Genomic DNA, 23,715 nt, shown 5'->3' with positions numbered 1-23,715 from the left:
AGCTAGTTCAGCACCTGCACCGCGGCGCCTTCGCGCAGCCGCTGCGCGCCGTCAGTGATCACCTGCTCGCCCGCCTGCAGCCCTTTCTCGACCGCAAACTGCTGCCCCTGTTGCCCCGCAAGGGTCAGACGACGCTGCCCGGCGGTGTGGTCCGGCTTCAGCACCCAGCTGAAAAAGCCCTGCGGATCCTGCTGCACGGCGGCAGCCGGGATCATCACCCGCGACGACAGCGCTTGCGGACGGAACAGGATCGTCACGCTGCCGCCCGGCAGCAGACGGTGCTGCGGATTGGCAAACTCCGCCCGCACCGCCACGCTGCCGGTGCGGGCGTCGATCCGGTTATCGATGGAGGTCAACACGCCGTCGCGCCGTTTGCCATCCACGTCAATTTGCGCCAGCCATGCCTGCTTCAGGGCGTGGATGTCGGCATGCTGGCCGGTTTTGCTGAAAAACGCGGCTTCGTCGAGGGCAAACGACACCCGTACCGGATCGAGCTGCACGATGTCCGCCAGCACCCCGCTGGACGGGTTGACCAGCGTCCCGACGTGAAAGGCGCTGTGGCCCACCCGCCCGGTCACCGGCGCCGCAATCCGGGTATAACCGAGCACAATCTGCTGAGCCTCGACGCGGGCTTTCGCCTGCTGCACGGCGGCGGCGGCGACGTCGCGCTGCATCCGGGCCGTGTCGAGGTCGTTGCGGCTGATGGAGTGGTTGTTGATGAGCCGCTCATAGCGAGTGAGCAGCTGCTGCGACTGGCGTAGCGAGGCTTCGGCGCTTTTCAGCTCGGCCTGCGCCAGGGCCAGCGCCGCGCGGGGCTGCGCGTCGTCGAGGGTAAACAGCAGGTCGCCCTCGGTCACATACTGCCCGTCCTGGAAGTGGCGCTGAACAATCACCCCTTCGGTGCGCGCGCGAATGTCGACGGCGCGGATCGCCTCGACCCGCCCGGGGATGGCGCGTTCTTCAGCGTGAGGAGCCCGTTCTACCGTGGCGACGCGGACCGGCACCGCCGGCGCGGCGGTCGCCGTCAGGGTGCTACCGCCCAGGACGCAGGCCAGCAGCGCAAAGCGAAAGGTGTTAATCATAGAGGATCCTTGCGAAAGTAACGCGCGCCTGCAGCCAGGCGCGCGAGATCGATCAGGCCGTTTTGCGGAACCGGCGCGTCAGACGCTTCTCGACTTCCACCACCAGGAACATGGCGATGCCGATGACCAGGGTGACAAACCAGTAGCGCAGCGGCAGCGCTTCCGTGCCAAACATGCTCTGCATCAGCGGGACATAGATAATCACCAGCTGCATCAGCAGCAGGACACCGGTCACCAGCCAGATGCCTTTATTGCGCAGCAGGCCCATGCTCAGGGAGAAGCTGTCGCTGCTGCGGCAGTTGATCATGTAGACCCACTGCGCCGTCACCAGCATCTGCAGCAGCACGGTGCGGATAAACTCCGGACTGTGGCCGCGCGGCGCCAGCCAGGCCTCAAGGATAAAGGCGGCAATCGCGATCATCGACCCGACGAAAGCCACCCGCCACACGGCGAAACCATCCATCACGTGCTGGCCGGTTTTACGCGGCGGGCGGTTCATCACGTTGCGCTCCGCGGCCTCAAAGGCCAGGCCGAAGGAGAGCGTCGCCGACGTCGCCATGTTCATCCACAGGATCAGCACCGGGGTCAACGGAATCATGTTCCCCGCCAGCAGGGCGATGATGATCAGCAGCCCCTGCGCCAGGTTGGTCGGCATGATGAAGAGGATGGTCTTCTTCAGGTTGTCATAGACCCGACGGCCCTCTTTCACCGAGCTGGCGATGGTGGCGAAGTTATCATCGGTCAGCACCATGTCAGCCGCCTCTTTGGTGACTTCGGTGCCTTTGATGCCCATGGCGATACCCACGTCGGCCTGGCGCAGCGCCGGCGCGTCGTTGACGCCATCGCCGGTCATGCCGACCACTTCGCCGTTATCCTGCAGGGCTTTCACCAGGCGCAGCTTATGCTCCGGGCTGGTGCGGGCAAAGATGTCGTACTCCACCGCCGCCTTCGCCAGCGCCGCATCGTCCATGTGCTCCAGCTGGTAGCCGGTCATGGCCTGGCTGCTGTTGGTGATCCCCAGCATCTGGCCGATGCTCATCGCCGTCTGCGGGTGGTCGCCGGTGATCATCTTCACGCGGATGCCGGCGGTCTGGCAGGCGTGAATAGCGTCAATCGCTTCCGGACGCGGGGGATCCATCATCCCGGCGATGCCGAGGAAAATCAGTCCCTCCTGCAGGTCCTCATGGTTCAGCGTGGTGGCATCAACGCTGGCCGGCTTACAGGCCGCCGCCACCATGCGCAGCCCCTGACGGGCGAAGCGCGCCATCTCCTCTTCCCAGTACTGCGCCTCGAAGGGCACCGCGCCCTGGCGGGTCATCTGCTCGCGGCACATGGCGAAGATGACGTCCGGCGCACCGGTGATCAGCACCCGGGCGTCGCCATCGATGTGCTGCAGCGTCGACATATATTTGTACTGCGAGTCAAAGGGGATCTTGGCCACCAGACGGGCCTCCACCGCCGGGAGCTGCGCTTTCGCCGCCAGCACCTTCAGCGCCCCTTCGGTTGGCCCGCCGGTGATCCCCCACAGGCCGCGCTCATCCTGGGTAAGCTGGCTGTCGTTGCACAGGTCGATGGTGCGCAGCCAGGTCTCCAGCACGGTACCCGGCTGAACCTGCACGGGCTCATCGCTCCCCTCAAGGAAGATCCGCCCCTGCGGCTCATAGCTGTCGCCTTCCACCCGGTAGCAGCAGTCGGCGGTGATGATCGCCTTGACGGTCATTTCGTTCATCGTCAGGGTGCCGGTTTTATCCGAGCAGACCACGGTCATGGCGCCGAGGGTTTCCACGGTCGGCAGCTTACGGATAATCGCCCGCTTGCGTGCCATCGTCTGGACGCCGAGCGACAGAATAATCGAGATGATCGCCGGCAGTCCCTCCGGTACCGCGGCCACCGCCAGGCTAATCAGCGACAGCAGCAGTTCGCCCATCGGGATGTCCCGCAACGCGAGGCTGAAAATAAACAGCGCCACCATCATGGCGAGGATAATGACGAAAATCGCTTTGCCGAGCTTATCCATCTGCACCAGCAGCGGGGTGCGGTGCTTCTCAATGCCCGCCATCATCTGGTTGATATGGCCGAGTTCGGTCTGCGCGCCGGTGGCGGTCACCACGCCGACGCCGCCGCCGGCGCTGACGGTGGTCCCGGAGAAGACCATGTTCACCCGGTCGCCCAGCGGCAGGTCGCCCTCCAGCGCGTCGGTGATTTTATCCACCACCGTCGACTCGCCGGTGAGGATCGCCTCTTCCACCCGCAGGTTGTGCGTTTCAATCAGCCGCATGTCCGCCGGCACGCGGTCGCCGGCGCGCAGGATAACGATATCCCCCGGAACCAGGTCGCGCGTCGGGATAGTCTCATGTTTGCCGTTACGCTGGACGCGGGCATCGCTGGAGAGCATGTTGCGGATCCCCTGCAGGGATTTTTCGGCGTTGCTCTCCTGGATATGGCCGATCAGGGCGTTAATCACCGTCACGCCAAGGATCACCAGGGTATCGACCCAGTGCCCCATGATGGCGGTCAGCGCCGCGGCGGCCAGCAGCACATAAATCAGTACGTCGTTAAAGTGGGCGAGAAAGCGCAGCCAGGCCGGTTTTCCCTTCTTTTCCGGCAGCGCGTTCGGCCCGCAGGTATTCAGGCGCTCGGCGGCGTCTGCGGAACTTAACCCAGCGGCCTGGCTTTTGGTCTGCGCCAGCACTGCGTCAACGGTCTGCTGCCAGACCTGCCGTGGCGCGGTGTCGCCCGAGGGCGTCGTAAACTTTGGGTTATTCATCTTGGTCAAATTACATTTTCCTTATAAATTCCGTGAGTCGGAAAGCCTGAAATCATTCCTGGCCAATGCAATAAAAGGTGGCGAAAAAGCCGATAAAAATGTGAACCATTACAAGCCTAAATTTTTCGCAAAATAAAAAATATGTGGTAAGTTAATTCCACGAACCAACTATTACAGAATATTAATAAACCAAAACTAAACGAGGTCAAATATGTTTGGAATCTACCGCGGACGCCGTCTGGCGCTGTACATCCTGCTGGCCATCATCGCTGCCACGCTGGTGGGGTATAGCACTTATAGTTTTGTAAAAGCGCTGGCATAATAATGACGTTAATTTACAAGTAACGGGATTTAATTTAATTACAAATTATTTCAGATTAATTAACATGCGAAGACAACGCAGGCAATAATATTAAAAAGAGGCGCATTAAGGCGAGTAAAATACAAAGCATATTGCGTTAGGTGTTATTTTGCCGGACAATATGTTTTTTAACTGATGATTAACATGACATGAAACATCCGCTGGAAACGCTCCTCTCCGCCGCCGGGATCTTACTGCTGGCCCTGCTCTCCTGTCTGCTGTTGCCCGCGCCGTCGCTGGGCCTGACGCTGGCGCAAAAGCTGGTTGAGACATTCCATATGATGGATCTCAACCAGCTTTATACCGTGCTGTTTTGTCTGTGGTTCCTGGCGCTGGGCGCCATTGAGTATCTGGTGCTGCGCTGGGTGTGGCGTCGCTGGTTTTCCCTCGAACGCTAAATCAGGAAGGGCGCGCCTCAGTGGGCGCGGCTGTGGTTCTCTTTACGGTAGGCGCCCGGCGGCAGATTGAAGGTCCGGGTGAAGACGCGGGTAAAGGTCTGTTGTGAATCGAAGCCATACTTCAGGCAGATATCGTAGACCCGCTGATCGGTGTCGCGCAGATCGCGGGCGGCCAGCAGCAGCTTCCTTTCGCGTATATAGCGCCCCAGGCTCTCCCCTTTATACTGTAAAAACAGCCGTTGCAGATGCCATTTCGAATACCCGGCATGGCGAGCGATATCATCAATACGCAGCGGTTGATGCAGGTTGTCATCAATCCACTCGACGATAGTGTCAATCACCTGAGCGGAAATCGTCATATGCTCTCTCCTCTGATGCTGCACTGGCGCTTAGCGCCACCAGGCGTTAAATGATTGCGTCTTATCGGCGACCCACACCGGCTCGCCCTGCACAGGCGTCAGCAGACGCCAGGCCCTTCCTTCGCTGGCAGCCGCCAGCCGTTGATACGGTTCATCCCAGCTGTGTTTCGCCAAAACGAATCGTCCTGCATGCCCAGGCAGCACCGCGCGAGCGCGCAGGTCGTCAGCAGCCTGAGCCGTTTCATCCGGCATCATGTGGATATATTTCCAGTCCTGGTCATACTGTCCGTTCTCCATGATCGCCAGATCGATCGGACCGAACTCATCGCCTATCGCTTTAAAGTGCGGCCCATACCCGCTGTCGCCGCTGTAATAAATCTTTTGCTGCGGGGTAACGAACAGAAAACTGGCCCACAGCGTCTGGTTGCGCTTCAGCCCACGGCCGGAAAAGTGCCGCGCCGGCAGGACGTGGACGCTGAGCTCATCGCTAACCGGAATCGCCTGCTGCCAGTCCGCTTCGGTAATCAGCGCCCCGTCCATTCCCCAGTAGCGCAGGTGCGACCCAACCCCCAGCGGCGTAATGACCCGCTTAATTTTCGGCAGCAGAGCGCGGATGGTGGCGTAATCCAGATGGTCGTAGTGATCGTGGGAGACGATCAGCAGATCGATCGCCGGCATCCCTTCCGCTCGCCACGGATAATCGCCGGGGAAGGCTTTATTGATAAAGGAGAACGGCGCCGCGTAATCGCTGAACACCGGGTCGATCAGGATGCGTTTTCCCGCCAGCTGCAGATACCAGGAAGAGTGGCCGAGCCAGACCATTACGTCCTGCCCGAGGGGCAGCGTCGCCAGATCGGTTTTCACCAGCGGCAGCGGCTGCGCGGGACGGGCGTTTTCCCGTTTGGTCATCAAAAAATCCCACCACGCCGCCAGCATATTTTTCTGCCCGGTGAATCCCGGCGTGGGCAGTTGGTTATGGAACTGGCCGTCCCGGTAGTGGGGAGACGCTTCCACCTGGCTAAGCTGTGCCCCCTGCGGCGCCTTACCAAAACCGGCATTGAGGACAAACGGCAATGTCGTTGCTGCTGCGAGTAACATGATGGCGACCACGCTGAAAGTGACACGGTTCATATCCTGACCAGACAAAAGCCCCCATCCCGGAGGCTTTATGATATAACTTGATTATGAGTGAGTACGCACTCATTATTAGGAATGTGATGAAAGTCGTCAAGACGATTTTCAATTTTTGCGTTCCGCCGTTGCAGCGACCTGGTCAGACGTGCAAAGATCGGCGGTTTGTTTAAACCTGCGTGAGGAAAAATGTAGTGGCTCGTCCAAAGAGTGAAGATAAAAAGCAAGCGTTACTGGAAGCTGCCGCCGCGGCTTTCGCCCAGTCCGGCATCGCCGCCTCGACGTCGGCCATCGCCCGCAGCGCCGGGGTTGCCGAGGGGACGCTGTTTCGCTATTTCGCCACCAAGGATGAGTTGCTCAACGAACTGTACCTCGCCATTAAGCTGCGCCTGGTGCGGATGATGATCGCCGGGCTGGATCCGGACGAAAAGCGCCCGAAAGAGAACGCGCGCAATATCTGGAACAGCTATATCGACTGGGGCGTGCGCAACCCGATGGAGCACAAGGCGATCCGCCGGATGGCGCTCAGCGAGCGCATCACGGACGAAACCCGCCGCCAGGTGAAAGAGAGTTTTCCGGAGCTCAACGAAATGTGCCAGCTGTCGGTGAAAGAGATATTCCTCAGCGAAGCGTATCGCGCCTTTGGCGATGCCCTGTTTCTGTCGCTGGCGGAAACCACTATCGAATTCGCCAGCCACGATCCGCAGCGCGCCCGGGAGATTATCGCCCTCGGTTTTGAAGCCATGTGGAACGCCCTGCATGAGGCGGACGCCAAATGACGCCGGAAACGCTGCACCCCTGCGCCCACCGTATCGCCCTGACCTACCCGTTTACCGAGCACTGCTGGCCCTTTGGGCCGGAGTACGACGTGTTTAAGGTCGACGGCCGCATCTTTATGATCACCATGACCATTCGCGGCCGGGCGCTGGTCAACCTCAAGGCCGAGCCGCAGAAGTCGCTGCTCAATCAGGAAATTTATCGCAGTATCGAACCGGGCTACCATATGAACAAGAAACACTGGATCACGGTGGTGCCGGGGGACGATATCAGCGAGGATCTGCTGGCCGAGCTGATTGACGACTCATGGCATCAGGTGGTGAACAAGCTGAGCAAAAAGGCCCAGCAGCGCCTGCGTCCGCGCTGATTTTCAGCCAAACGCGATAAGTGTTATCGCATTTTTCACCCTTATCATTTGGCGATCTTCGCTGTACTCTTCCTCTCCTGAACGCACCGGTAAGGTGCTGTAAACTGTGAGGAAGAGTTATGGATATCGTATCGGTCGCTTTGAAGCGCTATTCCACCAAGGCCTTTGACGCCACGAAAAAGCTGACTGCCGGGGAAGCGGAACAGCTGAAAACGCTGCTGCAGTACAGCCCGTCTAGCACCAACTCCCAGCCGTGGCACTTTATCGTCGCCAGCACCGATGAAGGGAAAGCCCGCGTGGCGAAAGCCGCCAGCGGTACCTACGTGTTCAACGAACGTAAAATTCTCGACGCCTCGCACGTGGTGGTGTTCTGCGCGAAAACCGCGATGGACGACGCCTGGCTGCAGCGCGTCGTGGATCAGGAAGAGGCCGATGGCCGTTTCGCCACCCCGGACGCAAAAGCCGCTAACCACAAGGGTCGCACTTTCTTTGCCGATATGCACCGCAAAGAGCTGAAGGATGACGATCAGTGGATGGCGAAGCAGGTGTATCTCAACGTCGGCAATTTCCTGTTGGGCGTAGCGGCGATGGGTCTCGACGCCGTGCCGATTGAAGGGGTTGATTTTGCGATCCTTGATGAGGAATTTGACCTGAAAGCCCAGGGCTACACCAGCCTGGTGGTGGTCCCGGTCGGCCATCATAGCGTTGAAGACTTTAACGCCTCCCTGCCGAAGTCGCGTCTGCCGCAGTCGACGACGATTACCGAGATTTAATTCCCTTCTGCCGGGAACGCCCGGGCCATGGCGCAACAGCGTCTCGCCCGGGACTTTCTTCCCCCACTCTTTCCCCCTCTTTTTCTGCCGTTTGTGCCAGGTTTCTGGCGCTAATAAGCCCGCTTGTGCCAGGAATAACGCCTTTAGTGTGAACCAGCCGCTTTAATTAATTGATAAATAATATTTTTTATTTCTGGCACGCCCTTTGCTCTTAACAGATACCGCTATCTGGATGAAGGAGAAACCGGGTGAAACATATCTATGTGGCCAGCCACGGCCATTTTGCTCGCGGACTGGTGAACAGTTTGTCACTGCTGATTGGCGACGAACACGGCGTTATCCCGGTCTGCGCCTATGACGAAGATATCGTGACCACCGAACAGCTGGAGCAAACCCTGGAGCATCTCATCGTCCAGGCGAATGGTGATGAAGTGGTGATCTTTACCGACCTGCTTGGCGGCAGTATCAACAATAGCGCCGTGAGCGTCTTGATGCGTCATCGTAACGTTTTCGTGGTCGCCGGCATCAATCTGACTCTGCTGCTGGAGTTTCTGCTGTGCGAAGAAGCCACTACCGAGGCCGCGATTGTCTACGCCACCAGCGCGGCGCGTGAATCCATTGTTTTCATCAACCCTCTACTAACACAACCATCCTCTGACCCACAGGGAGAATCTCATGATTAAACTCGTGCGCATTGATTATCGGCTGCTGCACGGCCAGGTGGTTTTTGCCTGGACCCGAGCGCTGGATATCGATCATATCATCGTCGCTAACGCCAAAGCCGCGGCGGATGCCTTCATTACGATGTCGCTTAACCTGGCCAAGCCGGCGGGCGTCACGCTGGACATCGCCACCGTTGAACAGGCGGCGGAAAAGCTTAACGGCGGCAAGTTGGATCATAAAAAAGTCATGGTGGTCCTTGGCAATACTGCTGAAACCCTCGCGCTGGTAGAAAAAGTCCCGGGAATTAGCGCAATTAATTACGGCGGTCTGCCACAGAAGGAAGGGGCAAGACAATTCGGCAAGGCCATCTATCTGACCGAAGAGGAAATCGCCCATAGCAGAGCGCTTAAAGAAAAAGGCATTCGGCTGGAGATGCGTCAGGTACCCGCCCACTCGGCTGAACTCCTTAACGACCAACTTTAACTTCGGAGGTCACTATGTTGCTCACCGCAACGTTACTCGGACTGATTGCCGCCCTGGGGATCCTCGATGGCCGCCTGCTTGGGGTATCGATGATCGACCGGCCGCTGGTGATGTGCGCCCTCACCGGTCTGGTCTGCGGCAATCTGCATGAGGGGATTCTGATTGGCGCTACGCTGGAGCTTATTTTCCTCGGCAACGTCGCCATCGGCGCCGCGCACCCGCCAGATATCGTGACCGGCTCCGTACTGGCGACCGCGTTTTCGATCATGTCCGGCCGCGGTCCGGAGGCTGCGCTCACCATCGCCATTCCTGTTTCAATGCTGGCGCAGACGCTGGGCATCCTGGTGCGCGTGGTGAACGCCCGCTTCGGTCATCTGGCGGATCGCTATGCGGCACAGGGTAATACCCGAATGGTCGGCCTGATGCACCTCGCCGGTCCGACGCTACTCTATTTTTTAAACGGATTTCTACCGGTTTTTTTCGCCATCCTGCTTGGCTCTTCGGCGGTAAGCTGGTTCCTGGAGGCCATTCCACCGGTGATAACCAACGGATTGATCGTCGCCAGTAAGATCCTGCCGGCGCTCGGCTTCGCCCTGCTGATCAGCATGATGCTCAGCAGCAAACTGATGCCGTACCTCGGTCTGGGATTTCTGATAGCGGCATATACCAAACTGGATATCATCGCCATCGCGCTATTCGCCGTGGTGTTGGCTTTTATCATCAGCCAGTTTCTTAATCTTAAGCAGCAGGAGAGCTAATCATGAGTGAAATGACGCAGACCCTGTCAGGCGCCGCCCAGCCGCAAAGCGATGACGCAAGCCGGGTCACCGCTCGGGATTTACGCAGCGTGTTCTGGCGCTCCTTTACGCTGCAGGGCTCGTGGAACTACGAGCGCCAACAGCATATGGGCTACGCCTTCGCAATGTCGCCGGCCCTGAAGCGCATCTATCAGGACCCGACGGAACTGGGGCGCGCCCTGCAGCGCCATCTGGTGCTGTTTAATACTACGCCGCACCTCTCCACCTTTATCTTCGGCTTGTCGATCGCTATGGAAGAGGAGAATCAACGCAATCCCGAATTTAATGAAGAATCAATAAACGCGATTAAAACCAGCCTGATGGGGCCTCTGGCGGGTATCGGTGACTCCATATTCTGGGGGTCATTGAAGGTGATTGCCGCCGGGATGGGGATTTATTTCGCCCAGCAGGGCAGCCTCCTGGGACCGATAATGGCGTTGTTAGTTTATAACCTACCGCATCTGTTGTGCCGCTGGTATGGGCTGAAGCTCGGCTATCGGGCTGGCACCACCTGGCTGATGCGGATTTACCAAAGCGGACTCATGGATCGGGTCACCTATATCGCGTCAATCGTTGGCCTGATGGTCGTCGGCGCGATGACCGCCAGTATGATAGATATCACCACCCCGCTCAGCTTCACTGCCGGGCAGACGACCATGAAGGCGCAGGAGTTTATCGACAAAATACTTCCTTCTCTGCTGCCTCTGCTTTTCACCCTTGGGATGTACAAGCTGATCCGTAAGGGAGTCAACATCAACTGGATCCTGTTAGGCACCATCGCGTTTGGCATGGCGGCCAGCGCGTTAGGCCTGCTTTAAAAAGAGGAATATTACCCATGCACGTAGAAGACTATATGAATGAAACCCCCGCTCGCCTGCTCGCTATGCTAACGCAGACGCGGGAAGATCTCTGGCAAGCGGCGAAAGCGCTGGCGGATCGCGGGATCTCTCGAATCATCCTGACCGGTTCCGGTACGTCTTACCACGGCGCGCTGACCGCGCGGTCGTTTATGCAGCAGTGGTGCGGCATCCCGGTCGATGTGTACTGGCCCTTCCTGCTGGACGAGACGGCTCTATCCCTCAGCGACAAAGCGCTGGTCATCGGCATTTCTCAGGGAGGCGGTAGCCTCTCTACTCTCGCCGCAATGGAGCGCGCCCGGGCAGCCGGGCACCTTACCGCTTCCATGGCCGGGGAAGCGCCAGCTGCCATCGACCAGGCGGCAGATTTGATCCTGACGGTCCCCTGTGGAGAAGAGCGCGCCGGCGCCAAAACCAAAGGGTATCACTGCACCATACTCAACCTGATACTGCTTGCGCTTGCCGTCGCCAGTCGCCAGCAGCGCCTGAGCGATGAGGAGCGCAAGGCGCTACTCGTCCGCATGGAGAGGACGTTCAATCATTTGCCGACGCTCATTGAGGCCTCGCAGGCGTGGGTTCTCAATCACGCCCGGCCGCTTATCGACAGCGCGGACATTCGCCTGACCGGTCCGGCAGGGCTGTTTGGCACCGTTCAGGAAGGTGCGCTAAAGATGCTTGAAACGCTACGCTGTCCGGTTGCCGGTTACGAATTTGAGGAGTTCATCCACGGGATCTATAACGCCTTCGACGAACGCTCTACCCTGATCATGCTCGATCCGTTTCCCGATGAGCGTCAGGATCGCCTGGCGGAAATACTTGGCGGCTGGACTCAGCATATTTATCGCATTGGTCCACAAGTCGAAAATAACGGCAAAAATATGCCCTTCGCATTTATTAACGATTCCGACTTTGCGATCTTTGAATATATTATTCCGTTACAAATGGTTTGTGCCCGACTGCCGCCAGTGAAGGGCATCGATCCCGCAATACCGAAGGATCCGCAGTTCCACCAGAAAATGAAAAGTAAACAACCCAATTAATTGACGCATAGTAAAAGTTATCCGCTATTCAGCGGAGGACCCGTTACATCCCAAGGAGACCAATATGTCTATAGCTCATAAAAACGCACATACTATTATTCGCGATATTTTATCTAAGCAGCACATTGAGCGGGTATGGTTTGTCGGCTGCGGTGGTTCATTAACCGGTTTCTGGCCGGGGAAATATTTTCTCGATTGTGAAGCGAAAAAGCTGGCCGTCGGCTATGTGACCAGTAATGAATTTGTCCACGCGACGCCGAACGCGTTAGGTAAAAACAGCGTAGTGATCCTCGCCTCGCAGCAGGGCAACACCGCTGAAACGGTGGAAGCCGCCCGCATCGCGCGTCAGAAAGGCGCCGCCACTATTGGACTGGTATATACCCCCGGCACGCCGCTGTGCGAACACAGCGATTACACTATTGAATACTGCTGGGCGCGCTATCCCGAAACCGTCGATCCGACGCAGCAAAAAGCGGCATACAGCCTGTGGCTGGCGCTGGAAGTGCTTGCGCAAACTGAGGGATACGCCCATTACGATGAGATGGTCAGCGCCTTTGCCAGTTTTGAATCCGTGGTACGCGGCGCTCAGCAGCAGGTTCAGGCGGATGCGCGCCATTTTGCCGAAGCCTGGAAGAGCGAAAAGGTCATCTACATGATGGGCAGCGGCCCCTCATTCGGCGCCGCGCATCAGGAATCCATCTGTATTCTGCTCGAGATGCAGTGGATTAACTCCGCCAGCATCCACAGCGGCGAGTATTTCCACGGCCCCTTTGAGATTACCGAAGCGGGAACGCCGTTTATTTTATTAAAAAGCAGCGGCCGCACCCGCCCGCTGGATGACCGCGCGATCCGCTTTATCGAACGTTACCAGGGAAAACTGCAGATTATTGACGTGGAAAAGGTGGGAATCGACACACTGCACGCCAGCGTGCGCGAATATTTCTGCGGCCTGCTGCACAACTGCGTACTGGATGTTTACAACCTGGCGCTGGCCACCGCCCGCAACCATCCGCTGACCACCCGCCGCTATATGTGGAAAGTCGAATATTGATTCGCTAACCGCCTGCCAGCCCCGGCGTAATTCTCCGGGGCTGCGTTGAGGATTACCAGCTAAAATCTTCAATACGTAATTCAAAAATATCGTGAATATAGCCAATTTCCGCTACCGGCAGCGCCACGTTATAGAGTATTTTTAGGCGCTGGAACGAGTGATTGACCATGGCAATAAATTCGCCATGCTGGCGGGTAAATTGCTCAAGATCTTTATAATGGCTAATTTCATTACGCATTACCAGACGCTCAATCATACAGCTGAGATGCACATATAAACTGATAATTAAGTTATTATTAAAATGCAAACCAAGCGTATTTTGCCACTCAGCGATAATGGTTTCGATATGACCCATGGTTTTTCCGGCATTCAGTATCGTCAGAGAGTTGACAACGTTATGCAGCGAAAACTCACGTACCATATTTTTATTAATCAGCGCAATTTGCTTTTCATTAAGATAGCCGCTTAAGAGCTGACTCAGATGTCGATGCCCCTGCTCGCCAAGTAGTTCCTCAATGCCAACCCAGGGCACTCCGGCCAGCTGCGGGTCGTGGGTACCCACGACCGCAATAACTTCATACTGGTGGAGCAACGATACCGCCGTACGACTGTTTTTTAAGCGCGTATACTCGCAGGCGATGATGTTAATATCAAAATCGTTGAGCAGGCTCTTCTCCATCAGATTTTTAAATTTAAATGCGGTACCGATACCTGTAATACAGGTCACCAGCAGCGCACGCTCTTTTTTTTCTGCGGGCCAGAACACATCCCAACGCGACTGATTAAGCGGCACGATCTCTTCGGCGATTTGTTCGATATTTTTTTCCAGCGCGATCTCGCTGGCAACATTCAGCGCCATGCGGGTCGTGACGTTATCCACCACCACCAGCGGGCCGTTAATCACCGACAAAAGCGCATCGGCAATCTCCTTTGTGTAGCCCATATCAATAAGCACCATCACACCCGCACGCGTGTCCGTATGCTGGAGATAATCAACCACGGCGCGACTGACGTCGCTGAACGCCACCTCCATCGGCATATCCATGGCCTGGTAGATCTTCTCGCCAATCAGGCGGTTGGCAACGCCGGCAATGCTGCTGGCGGTCGAATAACCGTGGGCGATTATCAGCGCTTTCACTTTTCCGCCGCTGGTCGCATCGATAGCATTACTGACAATGGCGGTAATCGCCAGACGGTCAAGCGTATCGATGAGCAGATCGTATTTGTTATTGACGACATCCAGTAGTTTCCCCGCGATACGCTGCGCCAGCCCCGCTGAGGACTCCAGCCAGCGCTGCATCACCAGACGCGCGGGCTCGGCAACGCTGCGCGGCGCCAGAGGAAGGCTGGTCAGGTAGCGGCCAGTAAGATAGGCGAATTCGGCATTCAGCTGGAGATCGTAATTGGCGGCGATCGCCTTGCCCACATCCTCAATAAAGCGCAGCCGCTTGTCCTGAAGAGAGACCGCGCTCTCCTGATTCATCAACGCATCGAGATAGAACGTCACGTTTTGATAAATGAGCTTTTCAAAGGTCCGCACGCTAATATTATCCTGAGCCAACTCCTCGCACAGGCTACAAATATTTTCCGTTAGCCGTTGGTATTCATGGTGACGACCAGAAAAAAGAGGCTGCGCATCGCCATCGCGGTAAATCATCACCCGCTCGCTATTTTGCTGAAGGGAAAAAGGCGCATCCGCCAGTAATCGGTCGGGCAGCAAACCCGCTTTTATGTGTAAAAGACCGCTATCACGTTCGCCAAATGTCCAGGCGCTGGCGCAAATATTGCGAATCAAATTTTCCAGCCCACCGACATTTCCTTCAAGCGTTTCACGCATTAGCTGGCTGACGATTTCGCCATCCAGCGCAAGATCGTGGTTCAAACGCTGGGCTTCACGGCGGAAAAAGTGGTGGATAAACGCCAGCCGCTCGAATTGGCCGCGTTCAGCGATCGGCAGAATTTTTACAATCACCGGAATACGGCGAATAAAGGTCGCCAGGAAGTGTTTTTCCAGATCCTCGGTTGAAGCAAAAATTAGCCGCACCGTCGCGCTGCGCTCGTCGGTGCTCTCCCCCAGCCGGCGCCAGCTACCGTTATCCATAAAATGAAACAGCTTTTCCTGACCTTCGGGCGGCAGCCGATGAACCTCATCGATAAACAACACCCCGCCGTTGCTGGTCTCGATAAGACCAGGAACGGCTTTATCGGCGCCGGTAAAGGCCCCCTTCGCATGACCAAATAACTTCGAGGTCAGTAGTTCTGGATTATTCGCGTACTCGGCGCAGTTAAATACGGTAAAAGGCGCATCGGCAGGTAAAATACCTTCATCTATTGCGTAGTGCCAGAGCTGGCGAGCTAGAAAGCTTTTCCCGGTGCCAGTAGGGCCCCGCAGCAGCAGCGGCAGACCTGCGCCAGGGTAGCTGATGGCGGCCTTGCACTGCCGCAATGCTTCCTGCAGGCTGCCCTGCGCGCCAATCAGCTGCGCCAGACTATCCTGACGCTCCGCGCACAGCGCCTGAATGGAGGCGTATTCGCCGTGCCGAACCGCCAGCCGGTGATGATCGCGCAGAACGGTAACGGGTAAAAACAGCACCGGGCGACCGTTCACTTTGACCACCCGCTGCTCGCGATGAAGATTATTCAGATGATGGCTGATGATGCTGCGTTTTTGCTTCAAGCTATCGGCGATGGCCATAGCGTTAAACTCGCCCAGCGCTTCCGCCGTCAGCGCTCGCCCGGCGATCCGTTGTTCTAGCTGGCGAAAAATCGACTCCTTGTTCATCTCGCTCCCCTGTCAAAAGCGTAAAATTCGCTTATACGACAATTCGCGCAGGACGTCGCTGCCGCCAGCCACACTTCTTTAAAAGCGCTTAATTTTTCATGGTTTAACGTTCCCCGCGTGCCAGATGCGCTCGGCATAGCGGCCAATCACCGCCAGCGAGACGGCAAGGATCAGGAAAAACAGCACCTTGTGCATCCCGTTCCAGAAAAATTCAAAGAAGCGGGTATAGAGATTGATCGCCAGGAAGGTTAACCCAAAGCCGCGCAGCATTGCGTCATCGGTTTTCAGACTGATAAAAATGCAGACGCCGGCCGCCGCGGCAAACAGCAGCCCCCACGGCAGGAGTCGCGCCTGGCTTACGTTGTACCAGCTGTCAGCGTCGTAATTGCCGAAAATCGACAGGATCCACAGCGCAATAAACAGATACGTGAGGCCCATCGCCTTGCTGACGGTAAACAGCTGCCGCTGGCGAAGCAGGGACTGCGCGCCGTAGCAGAGCGCCAGCAGCGCGCCGCCGAACAGGACGAAGCGAATCGGGTAGTTCATGCCCAGCCAGTAGGCGCCCCACCCCGAGACATAGCCGGTTTCCGCGCCAAACCAGTTGCCCAGCGCCAGCAGAAAAAAGAGCCACACCAGCCCGGAGCGGGCAGCATAGCCGATAGCGCCGTAAATCACGCATCCGGCCAGAAACAGCGGCGCGATATGGCCGCTGCCGTTATCCAGCCGTTCGCCAAGCTGCCATAGCGCCACCGCGGTAAAGACAACGCCCAGAAACAAAATCGCCTCGGTGCTGTAGTGCCACTGCGTTTCCCGCCGCTGGCGGCGAAAACCCCAGGCGTAGCAGGCCACCGCCAGCAGCGCAGGCAGCAGGATCCGCGTCAGCGCCGAGCGGCTGAACAGGCTCAGCAGCCACGCCACCAGTTCATTGTCGGCGAACAGACTGCCCAGAGCAATCAGCACGCAGGCCAGCGCGGTCCAGAAGGCATAGCGGCTCAGACGCCGCCAGTCGAAGGGGGAGACGCGCAGCGTTTGCGCCAGCCGCTGGCTGTCTGCCGGGGTTAACTCCCCGCTGGCCTGCCAGGCGTTCAGCGCGCGCTGAATAATGCGCTGCTCTTTTCGGGTTACGTTCATAGGCATTCCTTGAGACTGATGACAAACCTGTTTTCGCTAATGTGCTCGCCTTTCTGCGGGTGGCAGTTGCGCCTGACCCGGCCTACCTAACCATTTATATATCAGATTGTTACCCCGCAACTTAGGCCCGCGTAAGCGCAGCGCCGCCGGGCATGATATCAGGCTCGATACCCGTCATATTGCCGGGTGGCGGCTGCGCCTGACCCGGCCTACGGTCCCAAATCACCGCCGGGCCTGGGGCTGCTGAAACTGCCGGTGTTGCGGCCTCAACATCGCTGAGACGTTCCCGGCCGGCCGGGCAATACCCGAAGATGGCACATTGCCAGCCATCTGATTCCTTGTGATTAATGTTGGTCCAGCCACGCCAGCGCCTGCTCGCCCGCCTCGTCCATCGGCAGGTAGACCAGCAGGCGCGAACCGTTGCGCGGCGCCGAATACCAGTACATCTGCTGCAGGCTGAATCGCCCGAGCTGCGGGTGGTTAAAATGTTTAATCTGGTTTTCCACGCCACGCACCTCGTAGCGCTGATGCCACAGCGCTTCAAACTCCGACGAGGCGGCGAAAAAGCGCGCCAGTTTGTTTTCCCATGCCGGATCGCCGCGGTGCTCGGCCATCGCGGCGCGGAAATAGGAGACGAAGGTCGGCAGCACATCGCGATTTTCGATCCGGCTGCGCCAGGTCTCATGGGTCAGATACAGATAAATGCAGTTGCGATCTTCTTCCGGGAGGGTGGCGAAATCGATGCCCATCAGGCGGCAGAAGCTGTCGTTCCAGGCCACAATATCAAAGTTCGGTTTTTGAATACTGGCCGGCTGCGGCATCAGGCTGTCGAGCATTCGCCGGGTGCCGGGGCTGATGCCTTCACATACCGTCACCTGGGTCGCTTCCGGCGGGGTCAGCCCGGCGAGTACGAACAGGTGCCGGGTCTCCAGCGGGCTGCACTGCAGGGCATTCGCTACCCCCACCAGCACCGCTTCCGACGGATTCACCTCCCGCCCCTGCTCCAGCCAGGTGTACCAGGTGACGCCGACGTCGGCAAGCATCGCCACCTCCTCCCGACGCAGACCCGGCGTGCGCCGGCGGCCCACCCGGGGCAACCCCAGGCGCTGCGGATCGAGGCTCTCACGCCGGGCGCGCAGAAACGCCCCCAGCTGTTTGCGCCGATCGTCCGGCACGGCGAACGTCGACTCTCGTTGCGGCATCGTGGTCATCACCCCTCCAGCATGGTAGTTCCAGTACCAGTATAGACAGGAACTGGTACCCGTTTAATTTATCGGTAATGCTACGTCGGTCTGCTGAATGACGCAATGGAGAACCCCATGAAAACGTCTGCTGTTTCACCCGGCCGCGCCGGTCTGTGGCTGCTGCTGGGCGGCCAGATGCTGCCGCTTATTGATACCTCGATCACCAATGTGGCGCTGGACGCCATCACCCACACCCTGGCGGCCAGCGCCACGCAGCTGGAGCTTATCGTCGCGCTCTACGGCGTCGCCTTTGCCGTCTGCCTGGCGATGGGCAGTAAGCTTGGCGATAACTATGGCCGCCGTCGCCTGTTTATGTGGGGCGTCGCTCTCTTTGGCATCGCTTCCCTGCTGTGCGGCATGGCGAACAGCATCAGCGCCCTGCTGGCCGCCCGCACCCTGCAGGGCGCCGGGGCGGCGCTGATTGTGCCGCAGATCCTCGCCACCCTGCACGTCACCCTCAAAGGCCCGGCCCACGCCCGGGCCATCAGCCTGTATGGCGGGATCGGCGGGATCGCGTTTATCGTCGGTCAGATGGGCGGCGGCTGGCTGGTATCGGCGGATATCGCCGGGCTGGGCTGGCGCAACGCCTTTTTTATCAATGTGCCGATCTGCCTGCTGGTGCTGGCCCTGAGCCGCCGCTATGTGCCGGAAACCCGTCGTGAGACGCCGTCGCGGATTGACTGGCAGGGCACCCTGTACCTCGCCCTCATCCTCTGCTGCCTGCTGTTCCCGATGGCCCTCGGTCCGGAGCTGCACTGGCCGCTGTGGCTGCAGCTGATGCTGGTGGCGGTTCTGCCGCTGCTGTTCGCCATGCGTCAGAGCGCCCTGCGCCAGCAGCAGCGCGGCGACCATCCCCTGCTGCCGCCGCGTCTGCTGCAGTTGACCAGCATCCGCTTCGGGATGGCCATCGCTCTGCTGTTCTTCAGCGCCTGGTCCGGCTTTATGTTCTGTATGGCGCTGACCATGCAGGAGGGGCTGGGGATGGCGCCGTGGCAGTCCGGCAATAGCTTTATCGCCCTCGGCGTGGCCTATTTTATTTCGGCGCTGTATGCCCCGCGGCTTATCGCCCGCTACAGCATGGGGCGGATCCTGTTGACCGGTCTGACGGTGCAGATCGCCGGGCTACTGCTGTTGTGCGCCACCTTCTCCCGCTTCGGCATCGCCACCACCGCCCTGACGCTGGTCCCCGCCACGGCGCTGATCGGCTACGGTCAGGCGCTGATCGTCAACAGCTTTTACCGCATTGGCATGCGCGATATCAGCGCCAGCGACGCCGGGGCCGGGAGCGCTATCCTCAGCACCCTGCAGCAGGCGACCCTCGGTCTCGGGCCGGCTATCCTCGGTTCGCTGTTCCTGGCGCTGGCCCGCCGCGGCGGCGGAAACTATCCGCAGGCGCTGATTGATTTTCTGCTGGTCGAGGTGGCCATGATGCTGTTGCTGGGGGCCATCGCGCTGTGGCTGCGCCATCATCTCAACCGACAGCCGGCGACGGCGGCGTCGTAATACCGGCGGCGGTAATTTGCATAATCGTTATCCAGCGGTCATCATACCCGCTGGATATTCAGGAGACGTTATGCAGGAATTAATATCGCAAATTGCCGCCTTAGGAATCGAAATAACCCCCACCCGCTCGCTGATGATTATCTTCGGCATTATCTTGTTCACCGCCGTCGTCGTGCATCTGATATTGCACAAAGTGGTCCTGCGCGCTTTTGAAAAACGGGCGTTGGCCAGCAGCCATCTGTGGTTGCAAATCATCACGCAGAATAAACTCTTTCACCGACTGGCCTTTACCCTGCAGGGGATCATCGTTAACGTGCAGGCGGTGCTGTGGCTGCAAAAAGGCAGCGAGGCCGCGGAAATATTAACCACCGTGGCTCAGCTATGGGTGATGATATATGCCATGCTGTCCTTCTTCTCGCTGCTGGATGTGATCTTAAAGCTGGCGCAGAAATTTCCCGCCGCCTCTCAGCTACCGCTGAAGGGGATATTCCAGGGAATTAAGCTGGTGACGGCGATTATTATCGGCATCCTGATTATTTCCCTGCTGATAGGCCAGTCGCCAGCGATCCTGATTAGCGGGCTCGGCGCGATGGCCGCGGTACTGATGCTGGTATTTAAAGATCCGATCCTTGGTCTGGTGGCCGGTATCCAGCTCTCGGCCAACGATATGCTCAAGCTTGGCGACTGGCTGGAGATGCCGAAGTACGGCGCCGACGGCGCGGTGATCGATATCGGCCTCACCACGGTCAAGGTACGCAACTGGGACAACACCATCACCACCATTCCAACCTGGTCGCTGGTCTCCGACTCATTTAAAAACTGGAGCGGGATGTCGGCCTCCGGCGGCCGCCGCATTAAGCGCAGCCTCAACATCGACACCACCAGCATTCATTTCCTCGATGAACAGGAGCAGCAGCGCTTGATCCGGGCGAAGTTGCTTAAACCCTATATGGATTCGCGCCACGAGGAGATTAGCGCCTGGAACCAGCAGTATGCCGGGGAGCAATCGGTTCTCAATGAGCGCCGAATGACCAATGTCGGCACCTTCCGCGCCTATCTGCAGGAGTATTTACGTCATCATCCGCGCATCCGCCAGGATATGACCCTGATGGTGCGCCAGCTGGCGCCGGATGCCAACGGCTTGCCGATCGAGATCTACTGCTTCACCAACACCGTGGTGTGGGCGGAATATGAGGGGATCCAGGCGGATATTTTCGACCATGTCTTCGCCGTAGTGGAGGAGTTTGGCTTACGCATTCATCAAACGCCCACCGGCAACGACATTCGCGCGCTGGCGGGGGCCTTCCCCCGCTAACCTCAGGCGCTGGCGCGGGCGATCACGCGCCAGTCCATCATCACCCGCTCGACGGCGGCGTCGGGATCGTCGATGCGTTTCATTAACAGATCCACCGCCGTGCGGCCGATCGCCCGGGAGGGCTGTTCAACGGTGGTCAGCTGCGGGGAGACCACTTCCGCCAGCTCGGTGCCGTCGAAGCCGATCACCGCGATATCCTCCGGCACCCGCAGCCCGGCCTGGTCAATCGCCCGCAGCGCCCCGGCGGCAAGGGAGTCCGATACGGCAAATACCGCGTCGGGCTTCTCGTCTTGCGACAGCAGCTGCTCCATCGCCCGTTTACCGGCCGCCGCGCTAAGATCCTGCGCATAGGTTACCTGCTGATACGCCAGACCGTGCACGTGCAGCACGCTTTTATAGCCGCGCTCGCGCAGACGGGCGTAGCGATAGCTGAGGTCGTGATTAATGAGCGCGATGCGGCGGCGGCCGCCGTCGGCCAGCCGGGACACCGCCCCCTGGGCCGCCTCGACGTCGTTAATCCCGACGCAGGAGATGCTGCCTGTGTCGGCATACTCCGCACACTGTACCCAGGGCGCATCGCCAATCATGGTGGTCAGTTCCGGCAGGCTGGAGAGCGCGTTCATGGTGATAATGCCATCGACCATTTTGCCGGAGAGCAGCTGCAGGCCGGAGGTCGAGCGGGCCAGATCCGACCCGGAGTTACACAGCAGAATGCGGTAGCCGTTCTTTTCCGCCTCTTCTTCTATCCCTTTCACCACCTCGGCGCAAAAGGGGTTAGCGATATTGGAGACCATCACCAGGATCATATTGCTGCGGGCGGTTCGCAGCTGTCGCGCCAGCAGGTTCGGCTGATAGTTGCTCTCTTTGATCGCCTGCAGCACGCGCTCACGGTTTTTGGCTTTTACCGTATCGCTGTTGTTCAGCACCCGCGACACCGTGGCCACCGAAACGCCGGCCAGACGAGCAATTTTCTGAATAGACATAAACCCTGCACTTCCTGCGATAGAGGTGGATCCTGCAGGCTATCATAAATGACCTCTGGTTGGCCTGCCAGCCTGGCGCGCAAGCGCGGCTCAGTAAGACGGTGTCTCGGGAAACTATTAATAATCAGGGCTTCTCTCCCGCCCCGTTAACGCGCATCCTTTTGCCGTTTCATATGCTTATTAGCGCAGGAGGCGCAACAGACCGCCTGCGCCCCATTTGTGCTTTTATGATTAAGGATGATATCCCCATGAGGCTCTCCACCGCGATTCTCGCCCTCAGCTGTGCCCTGGTAACGATCACCGGCTGCACCTCGTCAAAATCGTCACCGGAACGCCACGCCTATGCGTTCGTCGCCCACCGCTCCGATTTTGTCGGCGGCAACTTCACCGTCAACCGTCAGGAAAATTACCGTTTAAACCTGCCGACCTTCACGGCGATGTACGCCCGCGGCCAGCAGGATAAAGCCGCTGGCATGAGCGAAAGCGACGCCCGCCGCACCGCCGAGGCCATCAAACAACAGGCGGCGCAGGGCACCCGCACCGAGCACGCCTTTACCGGCAACGCCAGCGACAAATGGGATAATGCGATGGAAAATAAAGATGCCGTCCTGTTCGGCAATGAGCTCTCCGGGGCCTATCTCGACGGCTATCTTGGGGTGAAATAACCCGGCGGCGCGCGTCCTGCGCCCCGCCAGAATTCAGCGTTCGACGCTCACCCAGCGCTGCTGCTGATGGCTTTTGACGATCGCCTCGATGATGTACATCACATCGGCGCCGTCGTCGAAAGCGGCGAAGCGCCGGGCCCCGGCCTCCGGCATCTTCCCGGCGCGCACCGCCTGATAAAAATGGCCCATCATATTCTTAAAGGCGTCCGGCCAGCCCTCAATATGGCCGCCGGGGTAATGGGCGCTGTCAGCGATCTCCGGCCGCAGCAGGCTGGGGTCGTCGCTGAGCCGCCGATCCGGCTGCTCGCGGTGGCCAATCCACAGCCGCTGGGGCACTTCCTGATCCCAGGCCAGAGAACAGCGACTGCCGTTAATCTCCACCGCCAGACGGTTTTTCCGCCCGGCGCTCACCTGAGAGACCATAAAGCTGCCTTTGCTGCCATCGTCAAAACGCAACAGCACCGAGCCAAAGTCCTCGGTATCGACAGGCCGGGTTTCATATCCCTGCGCCTCGTGAACGGCGCTGAAGGTCGCTTTGCCATTCACTGGCGCTTTACGCGTCGGCCAGACGATAGACAGATCCGCCATCACCTCGACAATCCGCCGACCGGTCATAAACTGCACGGTATCGCACCAGTGGGAGCCGATGTCGGCCACCGTCCGCGACGCGCCGCCCTGCGCCGCATCAACCCGCCAGTTGTAGTCGGTCTCCAGCAGCATCCAGTCCTGTAAATAGCCGCCGTGCGCCGCGAAGATTCTGCCGACATCGCCATGGCGGATCATCGCCGCCGCCTGCTGGACCATGGCGAACTGGCGATAGACAAAGCTGACGCCATGCACCACGCCGGCCCGGGCGGCAAGCGTCACCAGCTCCCGCGCCTCCTCCGCCGTCATACACAGCGGTTTTTCGGAGAAGACGTGCAGCCCGGCGGCGAGGATCTGCCGGTTAATCTGGGCATGCAGATGGTTCGGCGTACAGTTATGCACCACCTGCAGCCCCGGATGGGCCAGCAGCGCCTCCACGCTGTCGTAGGCATGGGCAATATTCAGCGCTCGCGCCTTGCGCTGCGCCGCCTCAAGGCTGCTGTCGCACAGCGCCACCACCTCGATATCCCCCAGCCGCCGCAGCGCCTCCAGATGCGCCGGACCAATAAACCCTGCCCCAATAATCGCGACCTGAATCATA

General features: G+C 58.7%; 22 protein-coding genes. 13 read left to right on the top strand and 9 right to left on the bottom strand.

The features are described from left to right. Nucleotides 1-2: 2 nt before the first annotated feature. Complete coding sequence (locus tag QLG03_RS23470; RefSeq protein WP_110238482.1) at nt 3-1,082, bottom strand: efflux RND transporter periplasmic adaptor subunit; 1,080 nt, start codon at nt 1,080-1,082, stop codon at nt 3-5. 52 nt (nt 1,083-1,134) lie between these two features. Beyond that, nucleotides 1,135-3,858 (bottom strand): cation-transporting P-type ATPase, encoded by a 2,724-nt coding sequence (locus tag QLG03_RS23465; RefSeq protein ID WP_023288734.1) that lies wholly within the window; start codon nt 3,856-3,858, stop codon nt 1,135-1,137. A gap of 501 nt (nt 3,859-4,359) precedes the next feature. Here QLG03_RS23465 and QLG03_RS23460 point away from each other — a divergent pair. Further along, a complete protein-coding gene (locus QLG03_RS23460) occupies nt 4,360-4,608 on the top strand; it encodes a DUF1158 domain-containing protein (RefSeq protein WP_002893037.1) in 249 nt (82 codons plus the stop codon). Nucleotides 4,609-4,625: 17 nt separating this feature from the next. Here the strand turns inward: QLG03_RS23460 and QLG03_RS23455 are convergent, their stop codons facing one another. Beyond that, a complete protein-coding gene (locus tag QLG03_RS23455) occupies nt 4,626-4,967 on the bottom strand; it encodes a RamA family antibiotic efflux transcriptional regulator (RefSeq protein WP_004202492.1) in 342 nt (113 codons plus the stop codon). 30 nt (nt 4,968-4,997) lie between these two features. Next, nucleotides 4,998-6,113 (bottom strand): MBL fold metallo-hydrolase, encoded by a 1,116-nt coding sequence (locus QLG03_RS23450; RefSeq protein ID WP_165453652.1) that lies wholly within the window; start codon nt 6,111-6,113, stop codon nt 4,998-5,000. Nucleotides 6,114-6,292: 179 nt separating this feature from the next. Here QLG03_RS23450 and QLG03_RS23445 point away from each other — a divergent pair, with 179 nt between their 5' ends. From QLG03_RS23445 to QLG03_RS23405, 9 genes are all read left to right on the top strand, one after another. Beyond that, on the top strand, nt 6,293-6,877 hold the full coding sequence (locus tag QLG03_RS23445) for a TetR/AcrR family transcriptional regulator (RefSeq protein ID WP_023288732.1): 585 nt from the start codon (nt 6,293-6,295) through the stop codon (nt 6,875-6,877). Further along, the gene (locus tag QLG03_RS23440) at nt 6,874-7,242 is read left to right on the top strand and encodes an MmcQ/YjbR family DNA-binding protein (RefSeq protein WP_004202487.1); all 369 of its coding nucleotides are present in this window, start codon (nt 6,874-6,876) and stop codon (nt 7,240-7,242) included. Before QLG03_RS23445 ends, QLG03_RS23440 begins: the two co-directional genes overlap by 4 nt. Nucleotides 7,243-7,361: 119 nt before the next feature. Beyond that, nucleotides 7,362-8,015 (top strand): oxygen-insensitive NAD(P)H nitroreductase, encoded by a 654-nt coding sequence (gene nfsB, locus QLG03_RS23435; RefSeq protein ID WP_023288731.1) that lies wholly within the window; start codon nt 7,362-7,364, stop codon nt 8,013-8,015. Between the two features lie 248 nt (nt 8,016-8,263). Further along, nucleotides 8,264-8,698 (top strand): PTS sugar transporter subunit IIA, encoded by a 435-nt coding sequence (locus QLG03_RS23430; RefSeq protein ID WP_004099989.1) that lies wholly within the window; start codon nt 8,264-8,266, stop codon nt 8,696-8,698. Further along, on the top strand, nt 8,691-9,161 hold the full coding sequence (locus QLG03_RS23425) for a PTS sugar transporter subunit IIB (RefSeq protein ID WP_023288730.1): 471 nt from the start codon (nt 8,691-8,693) through the stop codon (nt 9,159-9,161). Before QLG03_RS23430 ends, QLG03_RS23425 begins: the two co-directional genes overlap by 8 nt. A 14-nt stretch (nt 9,162-9,175) precedes the next feature. Beyond that, complete coding sequence (locus tag QLG03_RS23420) at nt 9,176-9,919, top strand: PTS mannose/fructose/sorbose/N-acetylgalactosamine transporter subunit IIC (protein ID WP_004183295.1); 744 nt, start codon at nt 9,176-9,178, stop codon at nt 9,917-9,919. Nucleotides 9,920-9,921: 2 nt separating this feature from the next. Further along, nucleotides 9,922-10,776, top strand: coding sequence for a PTS system mannose/fructose/sorbose family transporter subunit IID (locus QLG03_RS23415; RefSeq protein WP_004099982.1), 855 nt, complete (start codon nt 9,922-9,924; stop codon nt 10,774-10,776). A 17-nt stretch (nt 10,777-10,793) separates the two neighbouring features. Continuing rightward, nucleotides 10,794-11,855 carry an SIS domain-containing protein gene (locus QLG03_RS23410; protein WP_064157790.1) on the top strand — a complete coding sequence of 354 codons (1,062 nt, stop codon included), beginning with the start codon at nt 10,794-10,796 and terminating at the stop codon, nt 11,853-11,855. Nucleotides 11,856-11,919: 64 nt separating this feature from the next. Further along, a complete protein-coding gene (locus tag QLG03_RS23405; protein WP_004202478.1) occupies nt 11,920-12,906 on the top strand; it encodes an SIS domain-containing protein in 987 nt (328 codons plus the stop codon). A gap of 52 nt (nt 12,907-12,958) precedes the next feature. Here QLG03_RS23405 and QLG03_RS23400 read toward each other — a convergent pair whose 3' ends face one another. The 3 genes from QLG03_RS23400 to QLG03_RS23390 all read right to left on the bottom strand — a co-directional run bounded on the left by QLG03_RS23400 (nt 12,959) and on the right by QLG03_RS23390 (nt 18,030). Further along, complete coding sequence (locus QLG03_RS23400) at nt 12,959-15,688, bottom strand: sigma-54-dependent transcriptional regulator (RefSeq protein WP_255988348.1); 2,730 nt, start codon at nt 15,686-15,688, stop codon at nt 12,959-12,961. A gap of 96 nt (nt 15,689-15,784) precedes the next feature. Continuing rightward, the gene (locus QLG03_RS23395; protein ID WP_044521467.1) at nt 15,785-16,819 is read right to left on the bottom strand and encodes a DUF2157 domain-containing protein; all 1,035 of its coding nucleotides are present in this window, start codon (nt 16,817-16,819) and stop codon (nt 15,785-15,787) included. Nucleotides 16,820-17,163: 344 nt separating this feature from the next. Then, complete coding sequence (locus QLG03_RS23390; RefSeq protein ID WP_023288725.1) at nt 17,164-18,030, bottom strand: helix-turn-helix transcriptional regulator; 867 nt, start codon at nt 18,028-18,030, stop codon at nt 17,164-17,166. Between the two features lie 108 nt (nt 18,031-18,138). Between QLG03_RS23390 and QLG03_RS23385 the strand changes: the two genes are divergently transcribed. After that, on the top strand, nt 18,139-19,566 hold the full coding sequence (locus QLG03_RS23385; RefSeq protein ID WP_048296961.1) for an MFS transporter: 1,428 nt from the start codon (nt 18,139-18,141) through the stop codon (nt 19,564-19,566). A gap of 70 nt (nt 19,567-19,636) precedes the next feature. After that, on the top strand, nt 19,637-20,881 hold the full coding sequence (locus QLG03_RS23380) for a mechanosensitive ion channel family protein (RefSeq protein ID WP_023288723.1): 1,245 nt from the start codon (nt 19,637-19,639) through the stop codon (nt 20,879-20,881). Nucleotides 20,882-20,883: 2 nt separating this feature from the next. On the opposite strand, the gene QLG03_RS23375 is transcribed toward QLG03_RS23380, so the two are convergent. Further along, nucleotides 20,884-21,864, bottom strand: a complete 981-nt coding sequence (locus tag QLG03_RS23375) for a LacI family DNA-binding transcriptional regulator (protein WP_017900840.1) — start codon at nt 21,862-21,864, stop codon at nt 20,884-20,886. 248 nt (nt 21,865-22,112) lie between these two features. Between QLG03_RS23375 and QLG03_RS23370 the strand changes: the two genes are divergently transcribed. Further along, nucleotides 22,113-22,529, top strand: a complete 417-nt coding sequence (locus QLG03_RS23370) for an Exc2 family lipoprotein (RefSeq protein WP_023288721.1) — start codon at nt 22,113-22,115, stop codon at nt 22,527-22,529. A 33-nt stretch (nt 22,530-22,562) separates the two neighbouring features. Here QLG03_RS23370 and QLG03_RS23365 read toward each other — a convergent pair whose 3' ends face one another. Further along, complete coding sequence (locus tag QLG03_RS23365; RefSeq protein WP_044521461.1) at nt 22,563-23,714, bottom strand: Gfo/Idh/MocA family oxidoreductase; 1,152 nt, start codon at nt 23,712-23,714, stop codon at nt 22,563-22,565. Nucleotide 23,715: the final 1 nt, after the last annotated feature.

The organism is Klebsiella sp. V115_8 (assembly GCF_029967715.1).
GTDB classification, from domain to species: domain Bacteria; phylum Pseudomonadota; class Gammaproteobacteria; order Enterobacterales; family Enterobacteriaceae; genus Klebsiella; species Klebsiella quasipneumoniae.
The sequence above is the reverse complement of the archived record's forward strand: the minus strand, read 5'-3'. Positions and strand labels throughout refer to the sequence as shown.